Source organism: Serinicoccus chungangensis, assembly GCF_006337125.1.
Taxonomy (GTDB): Bacteria; Actinomycetota; Actinomycetes; order Actinomycetales; family Dermatophilaceae; genus Ornithinicoccus; species Ornithinicoccus chungangensis.
Genome location: NZ_CP040887.1, coordinates 1,831,088 through 1,857,290 on the forward strand (window position 1 = coordinate 1,831,088; position 26,203 = coordinate 1,857,290).

Annotated in this window: 24 protein-coding genes; all 24 read right to left on the reverse strand. The window is 74.5% G+C overall.

Translation table 11 applies throughout. The annotated features are described in order from the left end of the window. Nucleotides 1-54: 54 nt before the first annotated feature. The gene (locus tag FHD63_RS08260; RefSeq protein WP_139721655.1) at nt 55-2,310 is read right to left on the reverse strand and encodes a primosomal protein N' family DNA-binding protein; all 2,256 of its coding nucleotides are present in this window, start codon (nt 2,308-2,310) and stop codon (nt 55-57) included. A gap of 18 nt (nt 2,311-2,328) precedes the next feature. Beyond that, nucleotides 2,329-3,543 carry a methionine adenosyltransferase gene (metK, locus tag FHD63_RS08265; RefSeq protein ID WP_139721657.1) on the reverse strand — a complete coding sequence of 405 codons (1,215 nt, stop codon included), beginning with the start codon at nt 3,541-3,543 and terminating at the stop codon, nt 2,329-2,331. 74 nt (nt 3,544-3,617) lie between these two features. Beyond that, nucleotides 3,618-4,856: a bifunctional phosphopantothenoylcysteine decarboxylase/phosphopantothenate--cysteine ligase CoaBC gene (gene coaBC, locus FHD63_RS08270; protein ID WP_139721659.1), complete on the reverse strand. Its 1,239-nt coding sequence runs from the start codon at nt 4,854-4,856 to the stop codon at nt 3,618-3,620. Nucleotides 4,857-4,891: 35 nt separating this feature from the next. Next, the gene (gene rpoZ, locus FHD63_RS08275; protein ID WP_058890998.1) at nt 4,892-5,161 is read right to left on the reverse strand and encodes a DNA-directed RNA polymerase subunit omega; all 270 of its coding nucleotides are present in this window, start codon (nt 5,159-5,161) and stop codon (nt 4,892-4,894) included. Nucleotides 5,162-5,175: 14 nt separating this feature from the next. Beyond that, complete coding sequence (gmk, locus tag FHD63_RS08280) at nt 5,176-5,772, reverse strand: guanylate kinase (protein WP_139721661.1); 597 nt, start codon at nt 5,770-5,772, stop codon at nt 5,176-5,178. After that, nucleotides 5,769-6,086 carry an integration host factor, actinobacterial type gene (mihF, locus tag FHD63_RS08285; RefSeq protein WP_058890996.1) on the reverse strand — a complete coding sequence of 106 codons (318 nt, stop codon included), beginning with the start codon at nt 6,084-6,086 and terminating at the stop codon, nt 5,769-5,771. Before mihF ends, gmk begins: the two co-directional genes overlap by 4 nt. Before the next feature lie 137 nt (nt 6,087-6,223). Then, nucleotides 6,224-7,093 carry an orotidine-5'-phosphate decarboxylase gene (gene pyrF / locus FHD63_RS08290; protein ID WP_139721663.1) on the reverse strand — a complete coding sequence of 290 codons (870 nt, stop codon included), beginning with the start codon at nt 7,091-7,093 and terminating at the stop codon, nt 6,224-6,226. Continuing rightward, entirely contained in the window at nt 7,090-7,773 is a 684-nt protein-coding gene (locus FHD63_RS08295; protein ID WP_139721664.1) for a beta/alpha barrel domain-containing protein, read from the reverse strand. Before FHD63_RS08295 ends, pyrF begins: the two co-directional genes overlap by 4 nt. A gap of 134 nt (nt 7,774-7,907) precedes the next feature. Then, nucleotides 7,908-8,702, reverse strand: a complete 795-nt coding sequence (locus FHD63_RS08300) for an iron-sulfur cluster-binding protein (RefSeq protein ID WP_139721665.1) — start codon at nt 8,700-8,702, stop codon at nt 7,908-7,910. 10 nt (nt 8,703-8,712) lie between these two features. Then, nucleotides 8,713-12,054, reverse strand: coding sequence for a carbamoyl-phosphate synthase large subunit (carB, locus tag FHD63_RS08305; RefSeq protein WP_139721666.1), 3,342 nt, complete (start codon nt 12,052-12,054; stop codon nt 8,713-8,715). A 2-nt stretch (nt 12,055-12,056) separates the two neighbouring features. Continuing rightward, nucleotides 12,057-13,271, reverse strand: a complete 1,215-nt coding sequence (gene carA / locus FHD63_RS08310; RefSeq protein WP_139721667.1) for a glutamine-hydrolyzing carbamoyl-phosphate synthase small subunit — start codon at nt 13,269-13,271, stop codon at nt 12,057-12,059. Next, nucleotides 13,268-14,587 carry a dihydroorotase gene (locus tag FHD63_RS08315; RefSeq protein WP_139721668.1) on the reverse strand — a complete coding sequence of 440 codons (1,320 nt, stop codon included), beginning with the start codon at nt 14,585-14,587 and terminating at the stop codon, nt 13,268-13,270. Before FHD63_RS08315 ends, carA begins: the two co-directional genes overlap by 4 nt. Then, nucleotides 14,584-15,516 carry an aspartate carbamoyltransferase catalytic subunit gene (locus FHD63_RS08320; RefSeq protein WP_139723055.1) on the reverse strand — a complete coding sequence of 311 codons (933 nt, stop codon included), beginning with the start codon at nt 15,514-15,516 and terminating at the stop codon, nt 14,584-14,586. Before FHD63_RS08320 ends, FHD63_RS08315 begins: the two co-directional genes overlap by 4 nt. Next, nucleotides 15,513-16,094, reverse strand: a complete 582-nt coding sequence (pyrR, locus tag FHD63_RS08325) for a bifunctional pyr operon transcriptional regulator/uracil phosphoribosyltransferase PyrR (RefSeq protein WP_139721669.1) — start codon at nt 16,092-16,094, stop codon at nt 15,513-15,515. The genes FHD63_RS08320 and pyrR overlap by 4 nt, the downstream gene beginning before the upstream one ends. An 87-nt stretch (nt 16,095-16,181) precedes the next feature. After that, complete coding sequence (gene nusB, locus FHD63_RS08330) at nt 16,182-16,595, reverse strand: transcription antitermination factor NusB (RefSeq protein ID WP_139721670.1); 414 nt, start codon at nt 16,593-16,595, stop codon at nt 16,182-16,184. Nucleotides 16,596-16,598: 3 nt separating this feature from the next. Further along, nucleotides 16,599-17,159, reverse strand: a complete 561-nt coding sequence (gene efp, locus FHD63_RS08335) for an elongation factor P (RefSeq protein ID WP_139721671.1) — start codon at nt 17,157-17,159, stop codon at nt 16,599-16,601. Nucleotides 17,160-17,216: 57 nt separating this feature from the next. Beyond that, nucleotides 17,217-18,308 carry a 3-dehydroquinate synthase gene (gene aroB, locus FHD63_RS08340; protein WP_238705588.1) on the reverse strand — a complete coding sequence of 364 codons (1,092 nt, stop codon included), beginning with the start codon at nt 18,306-18,308 and terminating at the stop codon, nt 17,217-17,219. Then, nucleotides 18,293-18,802 carry a shikimate kinase gene (locus FHD63_RS08345; protein ID WP_139721672.1) on the reverse strand — a complete coding sequence of 170 codons (510 nt, stop codon included), beginning with the start codon at nt 18,800-18,802 and terminating at the stop codon, nt 18,293-18,295. The genes aroB and FHD63_RS08345 overlap by 16 nt, the downstream gene beginning before the upstream one ends. Continuing rightward, nucleotides 18,799-20,061, reverse strand: coding sequence for a chorismate synthase (gene aroC, locus FHD63_RS08350; RefSeq protein WP_139721673.1), 1,263 nt, complete (start codon nt 20,059-20,061; stop codon nt 18,799-18,801). Before aroC ends, FHD63_RS08345 begins: the two co-directional genes overlap by 4 nt. A gap of 60 nt (nt 20,062-20,121) precedes the next feature. Next, a complete protein-coding gene (locus tag FHD63_RS08355) occupies nt 20,122-20,841 on the reverse strand; it encodes a prepilin peptidase (protein ID WP_139721674.1) in 720 nt (239 codons plus the stop codon). Continuing rightward, complete coding sequence (locus tag FHD63_RS08360; RefSeq protein ID WP_139721675.1) at nt 20,838-21,668, reverse strand: shikimate dehydrogenase; 831 nt, start codon at nt 21,666-21,668, stop codon at nt 20,838-20,840. Before FHD63_RS08360 ends, FHD63_RS08355 begins: the two co-directional genes overlap by 4 nt. Continuing rightward, the gene (gene mltG, locus FHD63_RS08365) at nt 21,662-22,909 is read right to left on the reverse strand and encodes an endolytic transglycosylase MltG (RefSeq protein ID WP_139721676.1); all 1,248 of its coding nucleotides are present in this window, start codon (nt 22,907-22,909) and stop codon (nt 21,662-21,664) included. Before mltG ends, FHD63_RS08360 begins: the two co-directional genes overlap by 7 nt. After that, the gene (gene ruvX / locus FHD63_RS08370; protein WP_139721677.1) at nt 22,906-23,439 is read right to left on the reverse strand and encodes a Holliday junction resolvase RuvX; all 534 of its coding nucleotides are present in this window, start codon (nt 23,437-23,439) and stop codon (nt 22,906-22,908) included. The genes mltG and ruvX overlap by 4 nt, the downstream gene beginning before the upstream one ends. Next, nucleotides 23,436-26,123 carry an alanine--tRNA ligase gene (gene alaS, locus FHD63_RS08375; protein ID WP_139721678.1) on the reverse strand — a complete coding sequence of 896 codons (2,688 nt, stop codon included), beginning with the start codon at nt 26,121-26,123 and terminating at the stop codon, nt 23,436-23,438. The genes ruvX and alaS overlap by 4 nt, the downstream gene beginning before the upstream one ends. Nucleotides 26,124-26,203 lie beyond the last annotated feature (80 nt).

Consider the following 26,203-nt stretch of genomic DNA (forward strand, 5'->3'; position numbering starts at 1 on the left):
CCGTGGTGGCCCACCGCATGCTCTGGCGACGCACCGGGGGGTTGCAGATGAAACTTAGGCATGCGTGCGTGCCCGACGCCACCACCGTGCCCACACGGTGACGCGATCGTTACCCTTTTGAGACTTCCGTAGAACTGACGTCACGTCAAGTGCCCAGGTCGGTCCGCGGCGGGGTCGCGCGGCCCCGGTCAGGCGCGCCGACGGGCGCCTCAGGCCACCGAGTCGGGGTCGATCCGGATGCGCAGGACGTCCTGGGACTTGCGCGCGCTGCGGTCGGAGCGCACCGTCCGCACCGCCTCCGGCGCCCTCCCCCGGCCCTGGGTCAGGGTGGCCCTGACCTGCTGCCCCGGACCGGCCCCGGACGACGACCCGTCCCCTGTGGGCAGCGTCCCGAGCAGGTGCATCCCGGCCGCGACCAGCGCCCGGCCCGCCTGGTCGACGGCACCGGCCGGACCGGTGAGCTCCACGTGCCGCACGAGGGGCGGCAGCCCCAGCTCGGCGCTCGGACAGCTCCCGGGCCGCCAGCCAGGCCGGGTCCCAGCGCACCAGCGCCTCGACGGCCGGCACCGAGCCGTGCGGCGGGACACCGCACAGGACGACACCCACCTCCCGGCGTCGCCCTGGTGCCCCGGTCGGCGGTCGGGCCAGCGCCGCCGCCCCGCACCACCGGCGCAGCGCCTCCTGGGCGGCGTCCAGGGACGCCCGCTCCAGCAGCCGCCACCCGTCGAGGAGCACCACGGCGCCGTAGCCGCCCGGGCACCAGGGCTCGGCCCCGGGGGTGGCCACGACGAGGGCCGGGGCGTCACCGACCTCGTCCACGACGTGCTCGCCCCCCGAGGACACCACCCGGATGCCCGGGAAGGCGCGCCCCAGCTCCTCGGCCGTGCGCCGCTCCCCCACCCCGGTGGTGCGCCGGCGCAGCGAGCCGCACTCCTCGCACGGGTGCTCGGGGGCCAGCTCGGTCCCGCACCACCGGCAGGACGCCGGAGCGCGGCGGTCCCCGGCCCCCACCGGCCCGTGGCAGACGCCACACCGCAGCCGCGTCCGGCAGTCCTGGCAGGCCAGCCCGAGGACATACCCCTGCCGGGGGACCTGGACGAGGACGGGCCCCCGCTCGAGCCCGGCGCGCAGGGCACGCACGGCGACACCGGGCAGCCGCGCGGTCCGGGCGGCGGCGTCGCGCTCCTCCTGATGCCCCTCGCCCGCCACCACCACCTGGGGCGCCCGCTCCCGCACCCGGGCGTGCTCGGCGGTCACCGGGGCGAGCGCGTCGTCCTGGACCCACCGCTGCACGACGACGCTGCGGGTGTAGCCGCCGAGCAGGATCCCCGCCCCCTCCGAGCGGGCCCGCAGGCGCAGGACCTCCCGGGTGTGGGGGTACGGAGCCCGAGGCTCCTGGTGCAGGTCGTCCCCCTCGTCCCAGCACACGACCAGCCCGAGCCGGCGCACCGGGGCGAAGGCACTGGCGCGGGTGCCCACGACCACGCTCGCGTGCCCGCGCAGCACGCGGAGGAAGGCGGCGTAGCGGGCCTCCGGGCCGAGGTCCGCCGTGAGCCGGACGACCTCGTCGGGGCCTACCGCCTGCGCGACCGCGCCCAGCACGCGGTCGACCTCGCGCCGGTCCGGGACGACGACCAGGGCACCCCGCCCGCCGAGGACGGTCTCGCGCACCGCGGCGGCGACCGTCCGCGGCCAGTCCCGCTCCGGCGGCTCCCCCGGCAGCGCCAACCAGGCGGCCCCCGGCGCCTGTCCCGACCGGAGGCGGCGCAGCAGCGCCGGGCCGGCGGGGTAGGCCTCCCACACCTGCTCGGACGAGGGCTCCGCGGCAGCAGGGTCGGGTGCGCGCCGCCCGGGGGCGTCCGGCTGCGCCGGGACGGAGCGCTCGGCCCGGGCGTGCCGGGGCGGGACGGCGAGGCGCACGGTGTCGGCCAGGGTCCCGCCGTAGTGGTCGGCGACCGCGCGGGCCACGGCGAGCACCTCCGGGGTGAGCACCGGTTCGGGGCTGACGACCGTCCGCAGGGGGGCGAGGCGGCCGGAGTGCTCGGCCGTCGAGGTCCTGGACAGCAGGTAGCCGTCGTGGTCCCGGCCCGCGAAGCGCACGCGGACCCGGACCCCCGGTCGGGCGGCCTCCGCGAGCTCCGCGGGGACGGCGTACTCGAACGGCCGGTCGAGGTGGGCCAACGGGGTGTCGACGAGCACGGTGGCGACCGGGTCCTCCGCCGCCAGCGGCACGTCGGACGCGGGTGCGCGCGTCCGTCGACGGGGGGCGGCGGACGTGGGCGGGGGGACCAGCTCGAGCTGCTCGCTCATGGCGCCCTCCCCGGCCCCTCAGACAGCGGAGCGCAACGCGTCCACGCGGTCCAGGCGCTCCCAGGTGAAGCCGTCCGTCAGCCCGGGGGCCGTCGTCCGCCCGAAGTGCCCGTAGGCCGCGGTGGGACGGTAGATGGGTCGCAGCAGGTCGAGCTGGTCCACCAGCGCGGCCGGACGCAGGTCGAAGACCTGCGACACCGCCTGCTGGATGGCCTCCACCGGCACGGTCTCGGTGCCGAAGGTCTCGACGTAGAGGCCGACCGGGTGGGGGTAGCCGATGGCGTAGGCCACCTGGATCTCGCAGCGCCGGGCGAGCCCGGCGGCCACGACGTTCTTGGCCACCCAGCGCATGGCGTAGGCGGCGCTGCGGTCGACCTTCGACGGGTCCTTGCCGGAGAAGGCGCCACCTCCGTGCCGGGCCATCCCGCCGTAGGTGTCGACGATGACCTTGCGCCCCGTCAGCCCTGCGTCGCCCATGGGGCCGCCGATGGTGAACACGCCGGTGGGGTTGACGAGCATGCGGTAGCCGTCGGTCTTGAGCTCGACCCCCGCCTCGTGCGCCTGCTCGAGCACCGGGGTGATGACCCGCTCCCGGATGTCGGGGGTGAGCTGGTCGGCGAGGTCGATGCCCGCCGCGTGCTGGGTGGACAGCACCACGGTGTCCAGACGCACGGCGGTGTCGCCGTCGTAGGCGATGGTGACCTGGGTCTTGCCGTCCGGCCGCAGGTAGTCGAGCTCACCGCTCTTGCGGACGGCGGCCAGCTGCTCCGCCAGGCGGTGGGCCAGGAAGGCCGGCAGCGGCATGAGCTCGGGGGTGTCGTCGCAGGCGTAGCCGAACATCAGGCCCTGGTCCCCCGCACCCTGCTGGTCGAAGGGGTCCGCGTCCGCCGACCCGCGGCTGAGCACCGCGTCGTCCACCCCGGTGGCGATGTCGATGGACTGGTCGCCGATGGAGATCTCCACCCCGCAGGTCCGACCGTCGAAGCCCTTGTGGGAGTTGTCGTAGCCGATGTCGAGGATGGTCTGCCGCACGAGCTGGGCGATGTTGGCGTAGCCCTGGGTGCGCACCTCCCCCGCCACGTGCACGAGCCCCGTCGTCACCATGGTCTCCACCGCCACCCGCGACTGCGGGTCCTGGGCCAGCAGGTCGTCGAGGATCGCGTCGCTGATCTGGTCGCAGATCTTGTCGGGGTGGCCCTCGGTGACGGACTCCGAGGTGAACAGGCGGATCATGCACGACTCCTTCGGGGCAGCGGCTGCTGACTGACGCCGGAGAGTCTACGGGTCGGCCCGGACACACCCCGGGACTAGCCCAGGGACGGCGCGACGCGGTCCCAGATGGCCCGGGCGACCTGGGTCTTGGTGGCCGGGCCGACGGTGACGACCTCGTCCTGCCCGGGCTGCAGCAGGTGGACCGTGGTGTCGTCGCGACCGAAGGTCCGGTCGGTCCCCACCTCGTTGGCCACCAGCAGGTCGCAGCCCTTGCGCTCCAGCTTGGCCCGCGCCAGGGACAGGACGTCCCCGGTGGCGTCACCGGTCTCGGCGGCGAAGCCGACGAGGTACGGGCGGCGGGCGCCCCCGCGGGCGCTCACCAGTCCGGCGAGGACGTCGGGGTTGCGCACCAGCTCGATGGTGGGCGCCTGGGGCTCGTCGGGCCCGTGCGTCTTCTTGATCTTGGCCTCGGCGTAGGCGGCCGGCCGGAAGTCCGCGACGGCGGCCGCCATGACCACGGCGTCGACGTCCCCGCCGTCGACGACGGCCCCGACCCGCTCCTGCAGCTCCAGGGCGGTGCCCACCTCGAGGAGGTCGCAGCCGTCGGGGACGGGCAGGGAGACGTTGGCACTGACCAGGCTGACCCGCGCCCCCCGGGCCGCAGCCTCGGCCGCGACCGCGTAGCCCTGCTTGCCGGAGGACCGGTTGCCGAGGTAGCGCACGGGGTCCAGGGGCTCCCGGGTCCCCCCGGCGGTCACGAGGACGTGCCGCCCCTCGAGGTCACCCGGCCGCCGTGGGCCGGGCCCCTGCTCTCCCACGGCCTCCAGGGCGGCCGCGACGATCTGCTCGGGCTCGGGCAGCCGGCCGGGCCCGGAGTCGGCCCCGGTGAGCCGACCGGACGCGGGCTCGACGACGCGCACGCCGCGCGAGCGCAGGCTCTCGACGTTGGCCACGGTGGCGGGGTGGAGCCACATCTCGGTGTGCATGGCGGGAGCCAGCACGACGGGGCAGCGCGCCGTGAGGAGGGTGGAGGTGAGCAGGTCGTCGGCCAGGCCGTGGGCGGCCCGTGCCAGCAGGTCGGCGGTGGCGGGGGCCACGAGCACGAGGTCGGCCTGCTGGCCGAGCCGGACGTGCGGCACCTGCGGCACGTCGTCCCAGACGTCGCTGGAGACGGGTCGTCCGCTGAGGGCCTCCCAGGTGGGAGCCCCCACGAAGCGCAGCGCCGAGGCCGTCGGCACGACGGTGACCTCGTGCCCGGCCTCGGTCAGCAGCCGCAGGACCGAGCACGCCTTGTAGGCGGCGATGCCTCCGGCGACGCCCAGGACCACACGCATACCGATGCCGTCGCTCCCTGGTCGCCGGGCCCGGGTCAGCTCTCGGGGGAGCTGGTGTGCAGCTTGCCCTGGTCGATCTCGTGCAGCGCGATCGACAGCGGCTTGTCGGTGGCCTCGGCCTCGACGAGGGGGCCGACGTACTCCAGCAGGCCCTCGCTCAGCTGCGAGTAGTAGGCGTTGATCTGCCGGGCGCGCTTCGCGGCGTAGATGACGAGGGCGTACTTGCTGTCGGCGCGCTGCAGCAGGCTGTCGATGGGCGGGTTGGTGATGCCGTCCGGGTGGGCGATGGTGCCGGTTCCACTCACGTTCGTCTCAGTCCTTAGCTCGGGGGGTCAACCATCAATGATACGAGTTCTTCGGCGGCCCGGGCGACATCGTCGTTGACGATCGTCACGTCGAACTCCTGGGCGGCCGCCAGCTCGGTGCGCGCGGTGGCCAGCCGGGTGGCCCGTTCCTCCTCCGTCTCGGTCCCCCGACCGACGAGCCGCTGGACCAGCTCGTCCCAGCTCGGCGGGGCGAGGAAGACGAACAACGCCTCCGGCATGGCCTCGCGCACCTGCCGCGCCCCCTGGAGGTCGATCTCCAGCAAGGCCGGCCGGCCCGCCGCCAGCGCCTGGTCCACCGGCCCCCGCGGGGTGCCGTAGCGGGCCCGGCCGTGCACCGTGGCCGACTCCAGCAGCTGCCCGGAGGCCTCCAGCCGGTCGAACTCGCGGTCGTCCACGAAGAAGTAGTGCCGGCCGTCGGCCTCGCCGGGCCGGGGCGGTCGCGTGGTCGCCGACACCGAGAGCCACACGGCCGGGTGGTGCTCCCGCACGTAGCTGGCCACCGTGCCCTTGCCGACCGCCGTGGGGCCGGCCAGGACGACCAGCCGTCGCTGCGCGCCCGGGCTCGCACCGGGCGTGTCCGCGGCGCTCAGCGGCCGCTGAAGTGGTCGAGCAGGTGGTGCACCTGGTTGGCGCCCAGCCCCCGGACGCGCCGGCTCTCGGAGATGCCGATCTCCTCCATGAGCTGCCGGGCGCGCACCCGGCCCACGCCGGGCATCGACTCCAGCAGGGCCGAGACCTTCATCTTGCCGATGACGTCGTTCTCCTTGCCCTCGGCGATGACGTCCTTGAGGGAGCCCTGGGAGTTCTTCAGGCGGTTCTTGACGGCTGCACGCTCACGTCGGGCGGCAGCAGCCTTGGCCAGCGCGTCGGCGCGTTGCTCCGGCGTCAGCTCGGGAAGGGCCACGGTCCTACTCCTTGTCATCCAGTGCCAGGGAACCCTGGTGCCGACGAACATAGCGACCCTCCCCCCGCCGTGCCAACCCGCAGCGCCCCCGCGCGGTGGCGGGGGCCCCGCCGGCACGGACGCGGCGCGCCCGGGCGTCAGCCCTGGCCCAGGGCCGAGGCCAACCGGTCACCCCAGCGTCCGACCTCGGCCGCCACGCCGGCCGGCCCGGCACCCAGCACCGCCCGTGACACGGGGACCAGGACCCTCCCCCGGACGGCCGCGAAGGACCGGGCCACGTCGTGCTCGTCCGCCCCCTGCGCCCCGACGCCCGGGGCGAGGACGGGCGCGAGTGCCTCGTCCAGCCCCAGGTCCTCCCCCGCGAGGTCGACCGTCGCACCGACGACGACACCGATGTCGCCGCACGGCTCCTGGCCGGCGTTGTCGTCACGGACGTCGGCGAGGACCCGGGCCGCGACCGTGGGCCGCCCCGCCGACTGGACCTGGACGGCCTCCGGGTTGGAGGTCCGCACGAGCACGAAGGCCCCGCGGCCGGAGCCGCGGGCCAGGTCCAGGGCCGGCCGCAGGGACGCGTAGCCGAGGTAGGGGCTCAGGGTGAGCGCGTCCGCGGCCAGCGGGGCGTCGGTCCCGAGGTAGGCCTGGGCGTAGCCCTCCATGGTGCTGCCGATGTCACCCCGCTTGGCGTCGAGGACGGTGAGCAGACCGCGCCGGCGGGCCTGGCGGAGCAGCTCCTCCAGGACCGCCATCCCGGCCGCCCCGTGCCGTTCGAAGAAGGCGGACTGCGGCTTGACCGCGGCGCACCGACCGGCAGCCGCGTCCAGGACGACGGCGCAGAACTCCCGCAGGCCGTCCGCGGAGTCGGGCAGCCCCCAGGCCGCGAGGAGCTCGCGGTGGGGGTCGATCCCGACGCAGAGGGGACCGTGCTCGGCCAGGGCCCGGTGCAGGCGCAGGCCGAAGCGCTCCTCGCTCTGGGTCAGGGGGTGTCCGCCCTCGTCGACGTGGGTCATCCGCTCTCCTCGGGGTGGGTCTCGGTCGGGACGCCGGTGACGGCGCTGGGGTCCAGGCCGTCGAGCACGGCCCAGAGCAGGGTCGGGTCCGCCCACAGCGCGGACCCCAGCTGGACGGCCTGCGCCCCCTCGGCGAGGGCGGCGCGGGCCGACGCGACGTCGTGGACCCCGCCGGCGGCCACCACCGGCACGGCGGGCCAGCGCTGCTCGACGGCGGCCTGCGCCAGGGCGCGCACGCCCGCGCGGCAGACCGCGGCCGTCGACGGCCCCGACCACCACCGTCCGGGACCCAGCGGGACCGCGCCGCACACGACCACGGCCCCGGCACCCCCGGCGACGGCGGCGCGGGCGCAGCCCACGAGGTCGGGCTGCAGCGCGGACAGCCGGGCCAGCAGCAGCAGGTCGCGCGGGGTCTCCTCGCGCACCCGGGCCAGGACCCGGAGGCAGTGCTGGTCGTCGGCACCCCGGAGGTCGACCTCGACGGCGGCGACCGAGTCCCCCTCCAGCCCGCGGCACAGCCGACCGGCCAGGGTGGCCGGTTCTCCCGGGGTGGTGCCCCGCACCGCCACGAGCGAGCGCAGGTCCCGGGTGGCGCACCACCGCAGCCGGTCGACGGCCTCCACCAGGTCGATCCCGGGTGCCTCGTCGTGCTCCAGGCCCCCGGGCCCGGCGCCGTGCACGGCGGCGGCGCCCCGGCCGCCCCGCCCCCGACGACCGGCCCGACGGGCACGGGCACGCGCCCGAGGGGGCCGAAGCGCAGCAGCCCCCGGGGTCGTCGACCGCGCCGGGCGCGATCCAGACGGCGGGCAGGCGGTCACCGCGGCGCATCGAGCACCTGCTCCCCCGGGACGACGGGACCGTGCAGGCAGGGTCGCAGCGACCGCCCTCCGGCCGCGCCGGTGGTCCTCACGTCGCACTGGCCGCAGAGCCCCGTGCCGCACAGCAGCGGCTCGTCCAGGTCGAGCGCGCTCACCCGCACCGACCGCCCCGCCGCCACCGCCGCCTGCGCGACCTCGCGGACCGACGCGCGGGGCCCGGCGGCGTAGACCACGCCGATCCGCGGCTCCTGCTCCAGGACCTCCGTCGCCACCCGGCCGAGGTCCGGCTGCGCGGTGAGCCGGACGGTGGCGGTCTGCCGCCGCAGCGAGGCCACCTCGAAGTGCTCGTCCGGGTCGTCCGCGGACAGCACGACGTGCACCGCGCACCCCCTGGCCCGCAGCCGCGCCACCAGCCAGCGCAGGGGCACCGCCGACCCCCCGTGCCCCACGACGAGCGCCGGCACGGGGGCGGTCGGGACACCGAAGCCCCGGCCGAGCGGGCCGAGGAGGCGCAGGCGGTGGCCGAGGTCCCACCCGCCGCCCGCCGGCACGGCGACCTCGACGGCGGTCCCGTGGACGGGGTCCACCGAGACGTCGGCCAACCAGTGCAGGCGGGGCAGCGCGTCCCCGCGACCGGGGCTCCCGGGCACCACGAGGAACTGGCCGGGCCGCGCCGCCGACCAGTCCGGTGCAGCGGGCACCGCCAGGCTCACGACGTCGTACGCCCCCGCCGGCCGGGCCAGGGTGACCACGGCCGTCCGGACCGGGCCGGCGGGCCCGCCCCCCGTCATCGCCGCCCGCTCACCGCTTCGCCCCGGGACCGAAGAGGTCCAGCTGCGCCGCGTGCTCCTGCAGCGGCGCCACCGACAGGGGCCCGGCCCGCATCGCCTCGATGCCGAGCACCGCGACCGCCAGCTGCTGGACGGTGGTGATGATGGGCTTGTCCAGCGAGGTCGTGGCGGCGCGGATGGCATACCCGTCCGCGCGCGCGTCCCGCCCCGAGGGCGTGTTGATGACCATGTCGACCTCGCCCGCGGTGATCCGGTCCACGACCGTGCGCACCGAGCCGTCCTCGCGCGCCTCGCTGTGCTTGTGCACGACCTCCGCCGGGATGCCGTTGCGCCGCAGCACGTCGGCCGTCCCCTCGGTGGCCAGCACCGAGAAGCCGAGGTCGACCAGCCGCTTCACCGGGAAGATCATCGAGCGCTTGTCCCGGTTGGCCACCGAGACGAAGACCGTGCCGCTGGTGGGCAGGCTCGAGCCGGCCCGCAGCTGGCTCTTGGCGAAGGCCGCGCCGAAGGACGCGTCGATGCCCATCACCTCACCGGTGGAGCGCATCTCCGGGCCGAGGATGGAGTCGATGGCCTCCCCGGTCTGGGTGCGGAAGCGTCGGAAGGGCAGGATCGCCTCCTTGACCGAGAACGGCGCGTGCCCCGGCAGCGACCCGCCGTCGACCCCGGTCGGCAGCACCCCCTCGGTCCGCAGCTGCGCGATCGTGGTGCCCAGCATGACCCGGGCCGCGGCCTGGGCGAGCGGCACCCCCGTGGCCTTGGCGACGAAGGGCACCGTGCGGCTGGCCCGGGGGTTGGCCTCCAGCACGTAGAGGACGTCCTGGCTGAGCGCGAACTGCACGTTGATGAGGCCGCGCACCCCGATCGCCTCGGCCAGCGCCCGGGTGGCGACCCGGACGGCCTCCAGCTCGGAGCGACCGAGGGTGAACGGCGGGAGCACGCAGGCGGAGTCGCCGGAGTGGATGCCGGCCTCCTCGATGTGCTCCATGATCCCGCCGACGTAGAGGTCGGTCCCGTCGTAGAGGGCGTCGACGTCGATCTCGACGGCGGTGTCGAGGAAGCGGTCGATGAGGACGGGGTGGGCCACCTCCTCGGGGGTGACCGCCGTGGCCCGCGCGACGTAGGAGGCGAGGGACTCCTCGTCGTAGACGATCTGCATACCGCGGCCCCCGAGGACGTAGGAGGGGCGCACGAGGACCGGGAAGCCGATCTCGCGGGCGACCTCCAGCGCGTCGTCGACGGTGTATGCCGTGCCGTGGCGCGGCGCGCTCAGCCCGGTCTGCGCGAGCACCCGGCCGAAGGCGCCGCGGTCCTCGGCGAGGTGGATCGCCTCCGGCGAGGTGCCGACGATGGGCACCCCCTCGGCCTTGAGGGCGGCGGCCAGCCCCAGCGGTGTCTGCCCGCCCAGCTGCACCACGACGCCGGCCACGGGGCCGGCCTGCCGCTCGGCGTGGACGACCTCGAGGACGTCCTCGAGGGTGAGCGGCTCGAAGTACAGCCGGCTGGAGGTGTCGTAGTCCGTCGACACCGTCTCGGGGTTGCAGTTGACCATGACGGTGTCGAAGCCGTGCTCACGGAGGGTGAGCGAGGCGTGCACGCAGGAGTAGTCGAACTCGATGCCCTGCCCAATGCGGTTCGGCCCCGACCCGAGGATGATGACGGCCGGGCGGTCGCGCGGCGCGACCTCGGTCTCCTCGTCGTAGGAGGAGTAGTGGTAGGGCGTGGTGGCCTCGAACTCCCCGGCGCAGGTGTCCACGGTCTTGTAGACCGGTCGCACCCCCAGGGCCTGACGCACCCCGCGCACGACGTCCTCGCGGAGCCCGGCGAGCTGGGCGACCTGGGCGTCGGAGAAGCCGTGCCGCTTGGCCGTCCGCAGCAGCTCCGGGGTCAGCTGACCCGCGGAGGCCGACCGGGCCTGGGTCCGGACCCGCTCGGCGACCTCGTTGATCGCCGCGATCTGGTCGAGGAACCAGGGGTCGATGCCGGTGGCCTCGTGCGCCTCCTCCACGGTGGCCCCGCCGCGCAGCGCCTGCTGCACCAGCACCAGCCGGCCGTCGGTCGGGGTGGCCGCCTGGCACAGCAGGGCCAGGGCCATCTCCCGGGTGGGCGTCTCGTCCTCGCGCCAGTGGAAGCTGGTGTGCCTGGCCTCGGTCGAGCGCAGCGCCTTCTGGAGCGCCTCGGTGAAGCTGCGCCCCAGGGCCATCGCCTCACCCACCGACTTCATCGTCGTCGTGAGGGTGGGGTCGGCCAGCGGGAACTTCTCGAACGCGAACCGCGGCACCTTGACGACGACGTAGTCGAGGCTCGGCTCGAAGCTCGCCGGGGTCTTCTGCGTGATGTCGTTGGGCACCTCGTCCAGGGTGTAGCCCAGCGCCATCTTCGCCGCGATCTTGGCGATGGGGAAGCCGGTCGCCTTGGACGCGAGCGCCGAGGAGCGGGAGACCCGCGGGTTCATCTCGATGACGATGATGCGGCCGTCCTGCGGGTTGACCGCGAACTGGATGTTGCACCCTCCGGTGTCAACCCCGACCTCGCGGATGACCGCGATGCCGATGTCGCGCAGCCGCTGGTACTCCCGGTCGGTCAGGGTCATCGCCGGGGCGACCGTGATCGAGTCACCCGTGTGCACGCCCATGGGGTCGAGGTTCTCGATGGAGCACACGACGACGACGTTGTCGGCGCGGTCGCGCATCACCTCGAGCTCGTACTCCTTCCACCCCAGGATGGACTCCTCCAGGAGCACCTCGGTGGTCGGGCTGTCCTGCAGGCCCGCCCCCGCGATGCGCCGCAGGCTCGGCTCGTCGAAGGCGAAGCCGGAGCCCAGGCCGCCCATGGTGAACGACGGACGCACCACGACCGGGTAGCCCAGCTCCTCCGCGGCGGCCACCACCTCGTCCATGGTGTGGCAGATCGCCGACCGGGCCGACTCGGCGCCGCAACGCTCGACGACACCCTTGAACGCCTGCCGGTCCTCCCCCAGCTGGATCGCCTGGACGTTGGCCCCGATGAGCGGGGCACCGAGGCGCTCCAGGGCGCCCGACTCGTGCAGGGCGATGGCGGTGTTGAGCGCCGTCTGGCCGCCGAGGGTGGCCAGGACGGCGTCCGGCCGCTCCCGCTCGATGATGGACTCCACGATCTCCGGCGTGATGGGCTCGACGTAGGTCGCGTCCGCCACGCCCGGGTCGGTCATGATCGTCGCCGGGTTGGAGTTGACGAGGATGACCCGGACCCCCTCCTCGCGCAGCACCCGGCAGGCCTGGGTGCCGGAGTAGTCGAACTCGGCCGCCTGGCCGATGACGATCGGGCCGGACCCGATCACCAGCACGCTGCTGATGTCGTCACGCTTGGGCACGCTCAGGACTCCTGGGAGGTCGGGGAGGGGGTGGAGGAGGAGGGACGCCGCTCGAGCAGGTCCACGAAGCGGTCGAAGAGGTACTCCGCGTCGTGCGGACCGGCGGCGGCCTCGGGGTGGTACTGCACGCTGAAGGCCGGGACGTCGACGCACGAGAGCCCCTCCACGACGTCGTCGTTGAGGGCCACGTGGTCGCAGCGGACCGGACCGTAGGGGGTGTCCGCCGGCTGGTCGGTCGGTATGCCGTCCGGCCAGGCGATGGCGAAGCCGTGGTTGTGGCTGGTCACCTCGACCTTGCCGGTGGTGCGGTCGAGCACGGGCTGGTTGATCCCGCGGTGGCCGAAGGCCAGCTTGTAGGTGCCCAGCCCCAGCGCCCTCCCGAGCAGCTGGTTGCCGAAGCAGATGCCGAAGAACGGGATGCGCCGGTCGAGGACCTGCCGCAGGAGGTCGACCTCGTGCTCCGCCGTCGCCGGGTCGCCCGGCCCGTTGGAGAAGAAGACGCCGTCCGGCTCCAGCTCCAGCAGCTCCTGCGCGGTGGTCCGGCTGGGCAGGACGTGGACCTCGATGCCCCGCCGCGCCAGCTGCGCCGGGGTCATCCCCTTGATGCCGAGGTCGAGCGCCGCGACGCGGAAGCGGGTCGGCACCCCCTCCGGCGGAGACACGACGTAGGGCTCGGCGGTGGAGACCTCCGCCGCCAGGGCGGACCCGGCCATGAGCGGGGCCTCGGTCACCTGGCGCAGCAGCTCCTGCGGGCCCGCGGCGGCGGCCTCGCCGGAGAACACCCCGACCCGCATGGCACCGCGGTCGCGCAGGTGCCGGGTCAGCGCCCGGGTGTCGACGCCGCTGATGCCGACGACGCCGGCCTGCTCCAGGGCCTGGCCGAGGTCGCCCTGCGAGCGCCAGCTGGAGGGTCGGATCGCGGGGTCGCGGACCACGAAGCCGGCCACCCAGATGCGCCGGCTCTCCATGTCGGTCGTGTTGACGCCGGTGTTGCCGATGTGCGGCGCCGTCATCACCACGACCTGGCGGTGGTACGACGGGTCGGTGAGCGTCTCCTGGTAGCCGGTCATCCCGGTGCAGAAGACCGCCTCGCCGACGGTCTGCCCGCGGGCCCCGTAGGCCTCGCCGCGGAAGGTGCGGCCGTCCTCGAGCACCAGGATGGCCGGCTCGGGCTGTGCTGGGGTCACCGCTGCCTCTTCTCTCGTCGCGTTCGTCATGAGGGGTCCGCCCAGACCAGGCCCTCGCGGGCGGTGACCTGGCCTCGGAGCATGGTCAGGTGGACGGCGCCGGTGAGCCGGCGGCCGTGCCAGGGGTTGTTGCGGGACAGGGACCGCGACAGCGCGCGGTCCACGGTGTGGCTGCGGGTGGGGTCGACCAGGGTGAGGTTGGCCGGCGCCCCCGGCACGAGGCCCTGGCCCTGGTCGCGCAGCCCGGCGATCCGGGCCGGGGCGCTCGACATCGTGCGCGCGACGTCGGCCCACGACATCAGGCCCTCGGCCACCATGACGGTCGAGACGACGGGCAGCGCCGTCTCCAGTCCGAGCATGCCGAAGGCCGCGTCGGCGAACGCGTGCTCCTTGTCCTGGCGCACGTGCGGCGCGTGGTCGGTGGCGACCGCGTCGATGGTCCCGTCCGCGAGAGCCTCGCGCAGGGCCTGGGTGTCTTCGGCCGGTCGCAGCGGCGGGTTGACCTTGAAGGTCGGGTCGTAGCCGGCGAGCTCGGCCTCGGTCAGCATGAGGTGGTGGGGGGTGACCTCGGCGGTCACCGCGATCCCCTGCGCCTTGGCCCAGCGGACCACCTCGACGCTCCCGGCCGTCGAGACGTGCGCGACGTGGACCCGCGAGCCCGTGTGCCGGGCCAGCATGACGTCGCGGGCGACGATGGTCTCCTCGGCGACGGCCGGCCACCCGGGGAGCCCGAGCCGCCCGGAGAGCTCGCCCTCGTGGCAGCACGCGGCGCCGTCGGCCAGCCGCGGGTCCTGCGCGTGCTGCGAGACGACGCCGCCGAACCCCTTGACGTACTCCAGCGCCCGGCGCATGAGCCGGGCGTCGTGGACGCACCGGCCGTCGTCGGAGAAGACCCGCACCCGGGCCCGCGAGCGGGCCATGAGCCCGAGCTCGGCCAGCTCCTGCCCGGCCAGGCCCTTGGTGACGGCGCCGACCGGGTGGACGTCGACGTAGCCGGCCCGGCGCCCCAGGTCGAGCACGGTCTCGGCGACCTCCGCGGTGTCCGTGACCGGGGTGGTGTTGGCCATCGCCAGGACGGCCGTGAAGCCCCCCACCGCGGCGGCCTGCGAGCCGGTCTCGACGGTCTCGGCGTCCTCGCGGCCGGGCTCACGCAGGTGCGTGTGCAGGTCGACGAGACCCGGCAGCAGCACCAACCCGTCGGCGTCCAGGCGCTGGACCCCCTCGGGCGCGTCGGCGGCGGCGTCGGTCCCGACCGCGCGGATGGTGCCGTCCACGACGAGCACGTCGCCGGCACCACCCCCCGCGAGGTCGGCACCCCGGACGAGCAGGGCGGGCGTGCGGCTCACTGTGCGTCTCCTTCCCCGGCGAGGAGGTGGTAGAGGATGGACATCCGCACCGCGACACCGGCGCTCACCTGGTCCAGGACCAGCGACCGGGCCGCGTCCGCGGCGTCCGCGGAGATCTCCAGGCCCCGGTTCATCGGCCCGGGGTGGGCGATGACGGCGTGGTCCTGCAGGAGGCCCAGGCGACGGGCGGTGAGGCCGTAGGTCACGGCATACTCGCGGGCGGTCGGGAAGTAGCCGCCGCTCATCCGCTCGCGCTGCACGCGCAGCATCATGACGGCGTCGACGGTCGGCAGGACGGCGTCGAGGTCGTAGGACGTCTCGATGCCGTCAGCAGCGGCCCAGGTGCCCACCCCGCTCGGCATGAGCGTCGGGGGCGCGACCAGGGTCACCTGCGCCCCCAGCGCCCGCAGGCACAGCAGGTTGGAGCGCAGCACCCGCGAGTGGGTGAGGTCACCGACGATGGCCACGTGCCGCCCGCGCAGGTCACCGAGGGCCCGACGCAGGGTGTAGGCGTCGAGCAGGGCCTGGCTGGGGTGCTCGTGGGTGCCGTCCCCGGCGTTGACGATCGAGCAGTCCGTCCAGTCCGCGATCTGCGCGGGGGCACCGCTGGCCGGGTGCCGGATGATCATCATGTCCACGCCCATGGCGTCGATGGTCAGGACCGTGTCGCGCAGCGACTCCCCCTTGGAGACCGAGGTCCCCTTGCCGGTGAGGTTGATGGTGTCGGCGCTCATCCACTTGCCGGCGATCTCGAAGGACGCCCGGGTGCGGGTGGAGTCCTCGAAGAAGAAGTTGATGATGGTCCGGCCGCGCAGGGTGGGCAGCTTCTTGACCTGGCGGTCCTGCACCTCGTGCATGGACACGGCGGTGTCGAGGATCTGGGTGATCTCCTCGGTGGTGAGGTCGGCGATGGACAGCAGGTGCTTCACGCGATCCACACCCCCTCGGCGCCGTCCGCCTCCTGCAGCCGCACCATGACCCGTTCGGTGCGGGAGGTGGGGAGGTTCTTGCCCACGTAGTCGGCGCGGATCGGGAGCTCGCGGTGGCCCCGGTCGACGAGCACCGCCAGCCGGACGCTGGCCGGGCGCCCCAGGTCCGCGAGGCTGTCCAGCGCGGCGCGCACGGTGCGCCCGGAGTAGAGCACGTCGTCGACGAGCACGACGACCTTGCCGTCGACACCTCCGGCGGGGACCTTCATCGGCTCGGGGGCGCGGGTCGGCTGGCTGCGCAGGTCGTCGCGGTACATCGTGATGTCCAGGGAGCCGGTGGGCACCTCCGCGCCCTCGACCCCGGCCACGGCCGCGGCGAGCCGGTGCGCGAGCGGTACGCCTCGCGTCGGGATCCCCAGCAGCACGAGGCCCTCCGGCCCCTTGTTGCCCTCGAGGATCTCGTGCGCGATGCGCTTGAGCGCCCGCTGGATGTCGTCGCCGGTGAGGACCTCACGTCCTCCGGGGGGTCGAGCGGCGCCCGTCGGGGGGGCGGCCTCTCGCTCACGGGCAGGGCTCATAGGGCCCACTCTCCTTCCCCGCCTCACTGGACGGTGGTTAAAGGACGTGATGGTGCGGCGCCCAGCCTACCCGCTCGGCGGGCCGGCTCAGACGAGGGTGTGCTTGACCTCGGCGATGCGGGCCAGCAGCCCGTTGACGAAGCCCGGCGACTCGTCGGTGCTCATCCGGCCGACCAGCTCGACCGCCTCGGCGACGGCGACCATGTCGGGCACCTCGTCGTTCCAGAGGATCTCCCAGGACCCCACGCGCAGCGCCGCCCGGTCGACGGCGGCCATGCGCTCCAGGCTCCAGCCCTGCGACCAGGTCGCGAGGATCTCCTCGATCTGCCCCCAGTGCGCGATGACCCCGCGGACGATCTCGACGGTGTAGTCGGGCAGGGCGTGCTGCGTCGTCGGGGTCTCGAGGCGCGACTCGAGCAGCTCCCCGACGTTGACCCCGCGCTGCTCGGCCTCGAAGAGCAGCTCCAGGGCCCGCTTGCGGGCCCGGGTGCGTGCGGCCACGGGTCAGTTCACGCGGCCGAGATAGGACCCGTCGCGGGTGTCCACCTTGACCTTGGTGCCGGTCTCGAGGAACAGCGGCACCTGGATCTCCGCGCCGGTCTCGAGGGTGGCCGGCTTGGTGCCGCCGGTGGAGCGGTCGCCCTGCAGCCCCGGGTCGGTGTGGGTGATCTCCAGGACGACCGACGGCGGCAGCTCGACGTAGAGCACCCGGCCCTCGTGCTGGGCGATCATGGCCCGGTTGTTCTCCAGGAGGTACTGCGAGGTGTCCCCCATGGCCTCGGCGCTGACCGGCACCTGCTCGTAGGTCTTCTCGTCCATGAAGATGTAGTCGGTGCCGTCGTTGTAGAGGTACTGGTAGTCCGAGCGGTCGACCGTCGCCGTCTCCACCTTGGTGCCCGCGTTGAAGGTCTTGTCCACGATCTTGTTGGTCAGGACGTTCTTGAGCTTGGTGCGGACGAAGGCCGGGCCCTTGCCGGGCTTGACGTGCTGGAACTCCAGCACCTGCCACAGCCCGTTGTCCATGTCGAGGACCATGCCGTTCTTCAGGTCGTTCGTGCTTGCCACGTCGCGTGTCTTCCTTCGGTATGCCGGTCGGCGCGTTCAGGGGATCGACGGACCAGTCTACCCGGGCGCCACGGCGGCGTAGGCCGCCCGCAGGTCCTCCTCCGAGGGCCCCTCCAGCCGGGTGGGGCGGGCCAGGCCCTCCAGCACCACGAAGCGCAGGGTCGAGCCCCGGGTCTTCTTGTCCCGTCCCATGGCCGTGCGCAGCTCCTCCCAGCGTCCGCCCCGGTAGGCCGTGGGGAGCCCGACCGCCTGCAGCACCCGCCGGTGCCGGTCCCGCAGGGCGCCGTCCAGCATCCCGGCGCGGTGCGCGAGCTCGGCGACGTAGACCAGGCCCACCGCCACCGCGTCCCCGTGCCGCCAGGTGTAGCCCTCGACCTGCTCGACCGCGTGGGCGAAGGTGTGCCCGTAGTTGAGGATCTCGCGCCAGGAGGACTCGGTCAGGTCGGCCGCGACCACCTCGGCCTTGACCTGGACGGCGCGGGCCACGAGCTCGAGGGCGAGCGCCGGGTCGCGCCTCGGGTCGCTCGCCCCCGCGGGGTCGCCCTCGACGAGCTCGAGGATGGTGGGATCGGCGACGAAGCCGCACTTGACGACCTCGGCGAGACCGGACACGTAGTCGGCGCGCGGCTGCGTCGCGGTCCAGGCGGGGTCGCAGAGGACCGCGACCGGGGGGTGGAACGCCCCCACCAGGTTCTTGCCCTCCGCGGTGTTGATCCCGGTCTTGCCGCCGACCGCGGCGTCCACCACGCCCAGCAGGGAGGTGGGCATCTGCACGACCTCGACCCCGCGCAGCCAGCTGGCGGCGGCGAACCCGGCCAGGTCGGTCGTGGCCCCGCCGCCGATGCCGACCACGAGGTCGGAGCGGGTGAAACCCTCCTGCCCGAGCCTGGTCCACAGCCCGGCGAGGACCTCCACCGTCTTCGCCATCTCGGCGTCCGGGACGGGCGCCAGCACCGGCGCGGCCCCGCCGTCCTCCAGGACGGCCGCCGCCTCCCGTGCCAGGCCCTCGCGGCCGGCCTGGTGCACGACAAGCACCCGACGCCCCGGGGAGGCGTGCCGACCCAGGCGCTCCAGCGCGTCCGGGCCGAGGTGCACGGCATACGGTGCCGCTCCCCCGACCTGGATGGTGCGGCTCAGCCCGCCAGCCACGAGATCACCTCGTCGGCGACCTGCTCGGGCGTGCGGCCGGCGGTGTCCACCCGCACCCCGCTCACCGCCTCGTAGGTCGGGCGCCGCGCGTTCATGAGCCGGGTCCACGAGGCGCGCGGGTTCACCAGCAGCAGCGGCCGCGAGGCGTCGAAGCCGACGCGGGTGGCGGCGGCGGCGATGGTGACGTCGAGGAAGGCGACGCGATGCCCCTCGGCGAGCGCCTGCGCCACCGGCTCCTGCATCACGGCGCCGCCGCCCAGCGCGACCACCCCCGTCTCCTCGCGCAGGGCGCGCAGCACCTCCTCGCGCTCCAGCGCGCGGAAGGCGGGCTCGCCCTCCTCCACGAAGATGTCGCTGATCGAGCGCCCCTGCGCGGCCTCGACCGCGGCGTCCGTGTCGTGCAGCCCGACCCCGAGCCGCCCGGCGAGCACCGCCCCGACGGTCGACTTGCCGGACCCGGGAGGCCCGACGAGGACCACGCGCGGGCCGCTCACCGGTCGACCTCCGTCGCCGGCGTGCGCTGGTGCTCGGCGACCGCGGCGAGGTAGGCCGCGTGGTTGCGCGACACCTCCGGCACCGAGTCACCGCCGAACTTCTCCAGCACCGCGTCGGCCAGGACGAGCGCGACCATGGCCTCGGCCACCACCCCCGCGGCGGGGACGGCGCACACGTCGGAGCGCTGGTGGATGGCGGTCCCGGCCTCACCGGTGGCCGTGTCGACCGTCCGCAGCGAGCGCGGGACGGTGGAGATCGGCTTCATCGCGGCGCGCACCCGCAGCACCTCGCCGGTGCTCATGCCGCCCTCGGTGCCGCCGCTGCGCAGGGTGGCCCGCCGGATGAGGCCGGCGTCGTCGCGGTCGATCTCGTCGTGCGCCTCGCTCCCGCGGCGGGCCGCGGTGCGGAAGCCCTCCCCCACCTCGACCCCCTTGATGGCCTGGATGCCCATAAGGGCGGCGGCCAGGCGGGCGTCCAGCCGGCGGTCCCAGTGCACGTGCGAGCCGAGGCCGGGGGGCAGCCCGTAGGCCAGCACCTCGACCACGCCGCCCAGCGTGTCCCCCGCCTTCTTCGCCGCGTCCACCTCGGCGACCATGGCCGCGGACCGCCGGTCGTCGAGGGTGCGCACCGGGTCGGCGTCGACCCGGTCCACGTCCTCCGGCCGGGGCAGCGACGCCGGGTCCGGTGCGTCGTCGTCGAGTCCGGGGACCCCGGCGCGACCGATGCTCACGGTGTGCGACACGAGGCGGACGCCCACCGCCTGCTCGAGGAAGGCCGCCGCCACGGCCCCGAGCGCGACGCGCGCGGCCGTCTCCCGGGCGGAGGCCCGCTCCAGGATCGGGCGGGCCTCGTCGAAGCCGTACTTCGTCATCCCCACGAGGTCCGCGTGCCCCGGCCGGGGCCGGGTCAGCGGACGGTTGCGGGCGAGCTCCTGCGGGGCCCCCACGTCGTCGGCCCCCTGCAGGGCCGTGTCCTCCACGGGCTCGGGGCCCATGACGGCCTGCCACTTGTGCCACTCGGAGTTCTCGATCTGCAGCGCGAGCGGGGAGCCGAGGGAGACGCCGTGGCGCAGGCCGCCGAGGAAGTGCAGCCGGTCGGCCTCGAAGCTCATCCGCGCCCCCCTGCCGTAGCCGAGGCGCCGGCGGGCCAGGGCCCCCTCGACCTCGGCCCGCGGGACCCGCACCCCGGCGGGCAGCCCCTCCAGGATGGCGGTCAGGGCGGGCCCGTGCGACTCACCGGCGGTCAACCAACGCAGCATGGCCGCCATCTTCCCACGCAGGCCCCCGGGCCCCGGCACGCCCCGGGTGCGGCCGACGGCTCAGGACAGGCCGGTCAGCGTGGGGGCTCCCACGAGCAACCCGACCAGGGCCCCGACCATCATCGCGGGACCGTAGGCGAAGTCCCCCTTCCAGCTCACCCGGCGGGTGAGCAGCAGGCCGACGGCGAACAGGCCGCCGACGATGAAGCCGGCGTAGATCCCGAGGACGGCCTCGGCCCAGCCGAACCACCCCAGCCCGGTGCCCAGGACGGCCGCCAGCTTCACGTCGCCGAGCCCCAGCGCCAGGGACCCCCGGGCCAGCGACAGCCGCGCGATGAGCAGGTAGAAGCCGCCGGCGGCCAGCCCCGCGAGGAGGGAGCGCAGGAGGGGCTCCAGGCCGCCCCCGACCAGCGCGGCGAGGGGCAGTCCCACCAGGAGGGTGCCCATCGTCGGCCACATGATCCGGTCCGGCAGCCGGTGGACGTCGAGGTCCATGGCCGCGAGGCACACGCAGGCCAGGGTCACGACGAGGAGGGTGGGGGTGAGGACGGCGGCGACCGGCCAGCCCGGGACGGCGTCGTCGGGGACCTGCCACACGCGGTGCATCACCGCCGCCGCGGAGAGGGCCAGGGCGAACGGCACCCACCAGCGGCGACCGGGCGAGGGCTCGTCCACCTCGTCCGGCTTGCGGTAGGTCGTCTGCTGCAGCCAGCGGGCCACCGGGACACCGAGCACGCCGACCACGATCGCGACGACGGCGGGCAGGACGAGGTCGGTCACCGGCCGGCCCGCTCCCCGATCGCGCGCCCCAGCGCCTCGTCCATCACCGAGGTGGGCGGGCGCCGCCCGGTCATCAGCTCCACCTGCCGGGCGGCCTGGTGCAGCAGCATCCGCGTTCCCCTCACGACCGGGACCCTACCCTGGGTCGCCTGCGCGACCGCGTCCGCCAGCGCGCTCGGCCAGGGGGCGTAGCTCACGTCCATGACGACCGGCCGGTGCAGGCCCCCGTCGTGGACGGGCGGTGCCGGCGCCCCGCCGGGCAGCGTGCTCACGACCACCTCGGTCCCGCCGAGGGGTATGCCGTCGGCCAGGCTCCGGACCCGGGCGTCCAGCCCGAGGGACTCGAGCAGCTCGGCGGTCTGCGGCCGCAGCCGGTCCCGCACCAGGACGTCGGCCGCGCGGACGCCGAGGCCGTGCAGCGCCAGCAGCGCGGAGCGGGCGGTGGCTCCCCCGCCGAGCACGAGCGCCCGGCGCGCACCCTCCACCCCCGCCTCGACGAGCGCGGTGCGCAGGCCGTCGACGTCGGTGTTGTCGGCATACCACCCCACGGGGCGCCGGACGAGGGTGTTGGCGGCGCCGACGGCGAGCGCCGAGCCGCTGTGGACGTCGGCGCCGGCGAGGGCCTCCTCCTTGCCCGGCATGGTCACCGAGAGACCGACCCACTCCGGGCCGAGGCTCTCGAGGAGCCGCTGCAGGCCGCCGGCGGGCACCTCGACCCGCTCGTAGGACCAGTCGGCCAGCCCGAGCTCGTCGTACGCCGCGCGGTGCAGGACCGGGGACAGGGAGTGGGCCACGGGCGAGCCGACGACGGCCGCGCGGGTCAGCACTGGTCCGGGTTGTCCTCGCACCACTGGAGGAACTCGTCCTGGTTGGCGAGGTGCTCCTGGTAGGTCTCGGCGAACTTCGTCTCCCCCGTGGAGGGGTTGACGGTGACGAAGTACACCCAGTCACCGGGCTCGGGCTCCAGCGCGGCGCGCAGGGCGTCCTCGCCGGGGCTGTTGATGGGGCCCGGGGGCAGCCCGGGGTGGACGTAGGTGTTGTAGGGGCTGTCGTTGGAGCGCTGCTCCTCGGTGGTCCCCGCGCGACCCCGCTCCTGGTAGATGAAGTGGACCGTGGAGTCCATCTGCATGAAGCCGTTGGTCTCCGAGTTGCCCTCGATGCGGTTCTCGATCACCCGGGCGATCCGGGGCAGGTCCTCGGCGAACTGGCCCTCGCCCTGCACGATGCTCGCCTTGATGACGACCTCGCGCAGGTCCTCGTCCGGGATGCCGAGGTCGTCGTAGACCTGGACACCCTGGTCGATCATCGCCTGCAGCTGCTCGGCGGGCGTGCTGTCCGGGTCGAAGTCGTAGGTGCTGGGGTAGAGGAACCCTTCCAGCTCACCCTCGGCGGCGGCCGGCAGCTCCAGGTCGGCGGGGTCCACGGCCTCGTAGTCGGCGACCTCGTTGCCGGTGCCCTCGGCCAGGACGGCGAAGGTCTCGTCCACCCAGAGACCCTCGCGCACGGTCACCCCGCTGAACTCGCGGAACTCCGGGTCCAGGAGGCGCCCGAGAGCCGCCTCCGAGCTCATCTGGTTGGCCATCCGGTAGGTCCCCGGCTGGATGGCGGAGGAGTCCGGGTCGGCCTGCAGCGCCGCGGAGAAGGCGGCGACGGACCCCACGACGTCCTCCTGGACGAGGATCTCCGCGATCTGGGCGCCGGCCGCACCCTCGGGGATCTCGACCATGACCTCGCCGCTGCCGTCGCCCTCGTAGTCGGCCGTGGAGACGTCGTCGCCGGCCGCCAGGTCGGGCACCAGCGAGCGCACCGAGCCGAAGGAGTAGACGCCCGCCACGACGACGACCACGGCGGCCAGGCCCAGCGCGAGCACCACGAGCCAGGGGTTGCGTCGGTGCCGCGGGCGCGGGTGGTGGTCGTGGTGGTCCGGGTCTCCCGGGTCGAGCACGTGGTCGGCCAACGACTCGTCGTGGTGCCGGGCACCACGCAGTCCGAGCACGTCGTCGTCGAAGCGTGCACCCACGCCCCGGGCGTCGTGCTCGTCCCAGTCGTCCTCGGGCGGCTGGCTCATGTGGCGTCCTTCGCGTCAGGGTCGCGAGACCGTCGTGCCCGGGGCTTGCGCGCCCTCAGGGGGGTGCCGGCGGGACGGCCGGCTCGGCGCGAGTCCAGGGCGGCCTGGAGGATGATCACGGCCGCGACCTGGTCCACGACACCACGCTGCTCGCGCCCGGGGACGCCGCTGCCGTGCAGCGCCCGGTGGGCGTCGACCGTGGACATCCGCTCGTCCCAGAGCCGTACCGGCACCTCCAGGCACCGTTGCAGCCGCTCAGCGTACCGGCGGGCCCGCTGCGCCGCCACTCGCTCGGTGCCGTCGAGGGAGCGGGGCATGCCGACGACCACCAGGACGGCCGACCGCCGGCGCACCTCGTCGGCGATCTCCTCGAGGTCGCTGGACCCCTCCTGGTCCCGGCGCAGCGTGGCCACCGGGTGGGCGAGCATGCCGAGCGGGTCGGAGGCGGCGAGGCCGACACGGACCTCACCGACGTCGACCCCGAGCAGCACGCCGGGAGCGGCGCCCGGGGAGTCCGGCACCGAGCTCATGCCCGCAGGGCCTCCTCGACGGCGGAGAGCGCGGCGCCGGTGGCGCCCGCGTCCTGCCCGCCGCCCTGGGCCAGGTCGTCCTTGCCCCCGCCACCCCCGCCGAGGGCCTGGGCCGCGACCCGGACCAGCGCACCGGCCCGGGTGCCGCGCTCGCGCGCCGCCTCGTTGGTGGCGACGACGACGGAGGGCCGGCCCCCGGCGCTCGCCGTCAGCGCCACGACGACGGGCCGCTCGTTGCCGAGGCGGGCACGCAGGTCGGTGACGAGGCGGCGCAGGTCGTCCCCGCTCGCGCCGTCGCCGAGGTCGTGCCCGAGATAGGTCGTGCCGGCGACGTCGCGGGCCTGGTCCACGAGACCGGAGGCCGCGGACAGCACCTGGGCCGCCTTGGCCTGGGCGATCTCCTTCTCGGCGTCCCGGAGGCGGGCCATGAGCTGGGCCACCCGGTCGGACAGCTCGTCCGGCCGCACCTTGAGGGTGTCGGTGAGCTGGTTGACGATGACGTTCTCGCGGGCCAGGTGGGCGTAGGCGTCAGCCCCCACCAGGGCCTCGACCCGGCGCACCCCCGACCCGATGGAGGACTCGCCCATGATCTTGACGAGGGAGAGCTGGGCGCTGTTGAGGACGTGGGTGCCTCCGCACAGCTCCAGGCTCCACGGACCACCCACCGAGACGACCCGGACGACGTCGGGGTAGCGCTCGCCGAAGAGGGCCATGGCGCCCATCTCCCGGGCCTGCTCGAAGCTCATCTCGGCCGCGCTCACCTGCAGGTCGGCCATGAGGCGCTCGTTGATGCGGGTCTCGACCGCGGCGAGCTCGGCGGCGTCGAGCCCGCGGGTCGCCCGGAAGTCGAAGCGCAGCCGCCCGGGCGCGTTCTCGGACCCGGCCTGCGTCGCGCCCTCCCCCAGGGTCTCCCGGAGGACCTTGTGCACGATGTGGGTCGCGGTGTGCGCCCGGGACACCGAGGCCCGTCGGGCGACGTCGACCTCGCTGTGCGCGTCCTCGCCGACCGCCACCTCGCCCTCGACCAGCCGGCCCCGGTGGACGACGAGCCCGGGCACCGGGCGCTGCACGTCGGTCACCTCGAAGAGTCCGCCGCTGCCCAGCCGGATGGTGCCGTGGTCGGCGAGCTGGCCACCGGCCTCGGCGTAGAACGGGGTGCTGGCGAGCACGAGCTCCAGCTCGCCGCCGTCGCCGGCCCCGGCGTCGCGCCGGAAGCGGTCGACCTCATGCCCCTCGGAGAGCAGCCCGACCACGCGGTCCTGCCCGCTCATCTGCTCGTAGCCGGTGAAGGCCGTCTGGGTCCCCAGCCGGTCGGCCAGCCCGCGGTAGGCCCCCGCGCCGCCCCGCCCGGTCTTCTTGGCCTTGGCGTCCGCCTTGGCGCGCTCGCGCTGCTCGGTCATGAGCGCACGGAAGCCGTCCTCGTCGACGGACAGCCCCTGCTCGGAGGCCATCTCGAGGGTGAGGTCGATGGGGAAGCCGTAGGTGTCGTGCAGCGCGAACGCCTCCGCACCGCCGAGCCTGGTCGCCCCGGCGGACCGGGCGCGGGCCACGGCGTCGTCGAGGATGCTCGTCCCGCTGGCCAGGGTGCGCTGGAACGCCTCCTCCTCGGCCGCGGCGACCTCGCTGATCCGCCCCCACTGCTCCTGGAGCTCGGGGTAGGAGGTCCGCATGACGTCCTTGCTCACGGTGAGGAGCTCGGTGAGCGAGGCCTGCTCCACGCCCAGGAGCCGCATCGACCGCACGGCCCGGCGCAGCAGGCGCCGCAGGACGTACCCCCGGCCCTCGTTGCCGGGCACCACCCCGTCGCCGAGCAGCATGAGCCCGGACCGGACGTGGTCGGCGACGACCCGGAACCGGACGTCGTCCTCGTCGTCGGCGCCGTAGGCGCGGCCGCTGAGCTCCTCGGCGCGCTCGATGACGGGGTAGACCTCGTCGATCTCGTAGAGGTTGTCGACACCCTGCAGGAGGTAGGCCACCCGCTCGAGCCCCATGCCGGTGTCGATGTTCTTGCTGGGCAGCTCCCCGGCCACGTCGAAGTCCGTCTTGGAGCGGACCTCGGTGAGCTCCTCCTGCATGAAGACGAGGTTCCAGATCTCGAGGAAGCGATCCTCGTCGACCACGGGTCCGCCGTCCGGACCGAACTCGGGGCCACGGTCGACGTAGATCTCGCTGCAGGGGCCCCCGGGCCCGGGGACGCCGGTGTGCCAGTAGTTGTCCTCCAGGCCGCGTTCCTGGATGCGCTCCGGGGGGAGCCCGGCGACCCGGCCCCAGATCTCGGCCGCCTCGTCGTCACCCTTGAGGACCGTCACCCAGATGCTCTCCGGGTCGAAGCCCAGGCAACCCTGGTCCTGGGAGCCGGTGACGAACTCCCAGGCGTAGGAGATGGCCTCCTCCTTGAAGTAGTCGCCGAAGGAGAAGTTGCCGTTCATCTGGAAGAACGTGCCGTGCCGGGTGGTCTTGCCCACCTCCTCGATGTCGAGGGTCCGCACGCACTTCTGCACGCTCGTGGCGCGCTTCCACGGGGGCGTCTGCTGGCCGGTGAGGTAGGGGATGAAGGGCACCATGCCGGCGACGGTGAACAGCAGCGTCGGGTCCTGGCTGACCAGGGAGGCGCTCGGCACCACAGCATGGTCCTTGCCCTGGAAGAAGGACAGCCAGCGGCGGCGGATCTCGGCGGTTTCCATGATCTCCTCGTAGGCCCGGCGACAGGGGCGCCGGCGGTGCGATGGGGCCCATCCACTCTAGACGACCCCACCGGCACGGG

What these genes read in the sequence shown, in the direction of transcription:
- FHD63_RS08260 (WP_139721655.1), bottom strand. Translation starts at nt 2,310, where the DNA reads ATGAGCGAGCAGCTCGAGCTGGTCCCCCCGCCCACGTCCGCCGCCCCC.
- metK (WP_139721657.1), bottom strand. Translation starts at nt 3,543, where the DNA reads ATGATCCGCCTGTTCACCTCGGAGTCCGTCACCGAGGGCCACCCCGAC.
- coaBC (WP_139721659.1), bottom strand. Translation starts at nt 4,856, where the DNA reads ATGCGTGTGGTCCTGGGCGTCGCCGGAGGCATCGCCGCCTACAAGGCG.
- pyrF (WP_139721663.1), bottom strand. Translation starts at nt 7,093, where the DNA reads ATGACCCACGTCGACGAGGGCGGACACCCCCTGACCCAGAGCGAGGAG.
- FHD63_RS08300 (WP_139721665.1), bottom strand. Translation starts at nt 8,702, where the DNA reads ATGACGGGGGGCGGGCCCGCCGGCCCGGTCCGGACGGCCGTGGTCACC.
- carA (WP_139721667.1), bottom strand. Translation starts at nt 13,271, where the DNA reads ATGACGAACGCGACGAGAGAAGAGGCAGCGGTGACCCCAGCACAGCCC.
- pyrR (WP_139721669.1), bottom strand. Translation starts at nt 16,094, where the DNA reads ATGAGCCCTGCCCGTGAGCGAGAGGCCGCCCCCCCGACGGGCGCCGCT.
- aroC (WP_139721673.1), bottom strand. Translation starts at nt 20,061, where the DNA reads ATGCTGCGTTGGTTGACCGCCGGTGAGTCGCACGGGCCCGCCCTGACC.
- mltG (WP_139721676.1), bottom strand. Translation starts at nt 22,909, where the DNA reads ATGAGCCAGCCGCCCGAGGACGACTGGGACGAGCACGACGCCCGGGGC.
- ruvX (WP_139721677.1), bottom strand. Translation starts at nt 23,439, where the DNA reads ATGAGCTCGGTGCCGGACTCCCCGGGCGCCGCTCCCGGCGTGCTGCTC.
- alaS (WP_139721678.1), bottom strand. Translation starts at nt 26,123, where the DNA reads ATGGAAACCGCCGAGATCCGCCGCCGCTGGCTGTCCTTCTTCCAGGGC.